The following is a 3452-nucleotide window of genomic DNA, read 5'->3' on the forward strand; positions in this document are numbered from 1 at the left end:
TGTCAGAGCCAAACACCAGATGAGAACAACCCAACCACCGCAAAGCGGCAATCACCACAGTGACACTGAGTGCGTGTTTGTTCACGACACGCCGCAGATTTACATCATTTCCTGCACTCTCGCGCCGCGGCGAGCGTGCCCTGCTCGAAGCCGAGGTTTGCGAACGGCTGACGGTCGCGGCGGATCTGGCCGCCGGCCACCCGGAGCGGGCCGCGGTGCTGGGCGCCGAAGCCGACGCGATCACGGCCGTGATGGGAGATGTCTGACCCGCGTGCCAGGCTGGACCCGTGCAGTTACTCGACGTGGCCACCGCGTCCATGGAGGTCGGCGCCTCCTCGTCACGGCTGGCCAAGACGGCCCGCATCGCCGATCTGCTGGCCCGCGCGGGTGAGGAGGGCGACGCCGACCAGGTGGCGGTCGTGGTGTCGTGGCTCTCCGGTGAACTGCCGCAACGGCAGATCGGCGTCGGCTGGGCCGCGCTTCGCTCGCTGCCGCCCCCGGCGGAGTCCGCGTCGCTGACGGTTCCGGACGTCCACGCGCGGTTCACCGAGATCGGGCGGGTCGCGGGCAAGGGCTCGCGGGGTCGGCGCGCCGAACTGCTCGCCGGGCTGTTCGGCGCCGCCACCGCCGCGGAGCAGACGTTCCTGCGACGGCTGCTCGGCGGGGAACTGCGCCAGGGCGCACTCGTCGGCGTGATGGCCGACGCGGTGGCCAAGGCAGCGGACCTGCCGGGGGTCGCGGTGCGCCGCGCCGCGATGCTCGGCGGCGACCTGCCCGCCGTCGCGGCCGCAGCACTGACCGTCGGCGAAGCCGCGCTCGAACAGTTCACGCTGACGGTCGGGCGTCCGGTCGGTCCGATGCTGGCGCAGACGGCCGCCGGCGTGGCCGAGGCGCTCGAACGGCTCGGTGGCACAGCCGTTTTCGAGGCCAAGTTGGACGGCGCCCGGGTACAGGTGCACCGTAGGGGCGACGAGGTGTCCATCTACACCAGAAGCCTCGACGACGTGACCGCGCGCCTGCCTGAGGTCGTCGACGCCGCGTTGGCGCTGCCCGTCACGACATTGATCGCCGATGCCGAGGCGATCGCCCTGCGCCCCGACGGGCGGCCGCACCGTTTCCAGGTCACGGCCTCGCGCTTCGGCCGCTCCGCCGACATCGCCGCAGCGGCGGCGGCCCAGCCGTTGTCGGTCTTCGTGTTCGACGTGCTGCACGTCGACGGCGTAGATCTGCTCGACAAGCCGGCCAGTGACCGCATCGAGGTGCTCGACGCGCTCGTCCCGAAGCTGCATCGCGTCGACCGCCTCGTCACCGGCGACGCCCACCAGGCGCGAGAGTTCCTGGAGGTGACGCTGGTCGCGGGCCACGAGGGCGTGATGGCGAAGTCGTTGACCGCGCCGTATGAGGCGGGGCGCCGGGGAGCCGGCTGGCTCAAGGTCAAACCCGTGCACACCCTCGACCTCGTGGTCCTCGCGGTCGAATGGGGGTCGGGACGGCGCAGTGGCAAGCTGTCGAACATCCACCTCGGCGCCCGCGATTCCCAGACGGGCGAATTCGTCATGCTGGGAAAGACTTTCAAGGGAATGACCGACGCGATGCTCGAATGGCAGACCGCGCGCTTCCTCGAGCTGGCCGACGGACCGACCGAAAATTACGTGGTTCGAGTCCGGCCCGAGCAGGTCGTCGAGATCGCGTTCGACGGTGTGCAGACCTCGTCGCGCTACCCCGGCGGCATGGCCCTGCGATTCGCCAGGGTGCTGCGGTACCGCGACGACAAGAGCCCCGCAGAAGCCGACACCATCGACACGGTCCGAGCGTTCTACCAGCGCGGAAGCTAAAGCCCGCGGTTTTGACACGTCGTCGGCGCCGCCGATGAAAAGATCGCTCCATGGCATCTCCCACCGCTCCCGCAGAGCGCACAGAGGAAACCAGAGGTGACGTCACCTACATCCGCACCGTGAAGGATCTGCCACCGGTCGCGATCGTCGACCGTTCGCCGATCACCGTCCGGCACCGGATCATCTTCGGGATCATCGCCCTGCTCGGCGCGGTCGCCTGGGCGGTCATCGCCTTCTTCCGCGGCGAGACCGTCAACGCCGTCTGGTTCGTCATCGCCGCGATCTGCACCTATGTGATCGGCTTCCGGTTCTACGCCCGGCTCATCGAGATGAAGATCGTGCGTCCGCGCGACGACAATGCCACTCCCGCCGAACTATTCGAGAACGGCACGGACTACATGCCGACCGACCGGCGGGTGTTGTTCGGACACCACTTCGCCGCGATCGCCGGCGCTGGCCCGCTCGTCGGGCCCGTCCTCGCCATGCAGATGGGATACCTGCCCGGCACCATCTGGATCATCATCGGCGCGGTCGTCGCGGGTTGTGTCCAGGACTATTTGGTGTTGGCGATCTCGACCCGGCGGCGGGGCCGCTCACTCGGACAGATGGCCCGCGACGAACTGGGGACGATCGGCGGTGTGGCCGCGATCGTCGGTGTGCTCGTCATCATGGTGATCCTGCTCGCGGTGCTGGCACTGGTGGTCGTCGGCGCCCTGGCCGAGAGCCCGTGGGGTGTCTTCTCGATCGCGATGACGATCCCGATCGCGATCTTCATGGGCCTGTACCTGAGGTTCCTGCGGCCGGGCCGGGTCTCGGAGGTCTCGGTGATCGGCGTCGTCCTGCTGCTGCTCGCCGTCGTCGCCGGCGGCTGGGTCGCCGAAACCTCTTGGGGCGCCGATTGGTTCACGCTGTCGAAGGTGAGCCTGTCGTGGGCCATCATCATCTACGGTTTCGCGGCGTCCGTGCTGCCGGTGTGGCTGCTGCTCGCGCCGCGCGACTATCTGTCGACGTTCATGAAGGTCGGCACCATCGCGCTGCTCGCGGTCGGCATCCTGCTCGCCCGCCCGATCATGGAGGCGCCCGCGATTTCGGCGTTCGCGGCCCAGGGCACCGGTCCGGTGTTCGCGGGATCCCTGTTCCCGTTCCTGTTCATCACGATTGCCTGCGGCGCCCTCTCCGGGTTCCATGCGTTGATCTCGTCGGGCACGACGCCCAAGCTGCTGGAGAAGGAAGGGCAGATGCGGCTGATCGGCTACGGCGGCATGCTGACCGAGTCGTTCGTCGCGATCATGGCGCTCATCACCGCCGCCATCCTCAATCAGCATCTGTACTTCGCGATCAACGCGCCCGCGGCCTCGACCGGCGCTACGGCGGAGACCGCCGCGGCCTATGTCAACAACCTGCCGATCGACAGCCCGCCGGTCAGCGCCGAACAGATCGCGCAGGCCGCGGAAAGCGTTGGCGAAGAGTCGATCGTGTCGAGGACCGGCGGTGCGCCCACGCTGGCGTTCGGCATGTCCGAGGTGCTGAGCAAGGTCTTCGGCGGTGATGCGCTCAAGGCGTTCTGGTATCACTTCGCGATCATGTTCGAGGCGCTGTTCATCCTCACCACCGTAG

General features: G+C 68.3%; 3 protein-coding genes. All 3 read left to right on the forward strand.

Translation table 11 applies throughout. The annotated features are described in order from the left end of the window. Window positions 1-77: 77 nt before the first annotated feature. On the forward strand, window positions 78-266 hold the full coding sequence (locus A5698_RS26275) for a hypothetical protein (protein WP_068303125.1): 189 nt from the start codon (window positions 78-80) through the stop codon (window positions 264-266). A gap of 21 nt (window positions 267-287) precedes the next feature. Beyond that, window positions 288-1835, forward strand: a complete 1548-nt coding sequence (locus tag A5698_RS26280; RefSeq protein WP_068303129.1) for an ATP-dependent DNA ligase — start codon at window positions 288-290, stop codon at window positions 1833-1835. 50 nt (window positions 1836-1885) lie between these two features. After that, a partial coding sequence (locus A5698_RS26285) for a carbon starvation CstA family protein (RefSeq protein WP_068303133.1) occupies window positions 1886-3452 on the forward strand: 1567 nt, incomplete at its 3' end.

Origin of the sequence: Mycobacterium sp. E136 (assembly GCF_001666865.1) — a bacterium.
Classification (GTDB): Bacteria; Actinomycetota; Actinomycetes; order Mycobacteriales; family Mycobacteriaceae; genus Mycobacterium.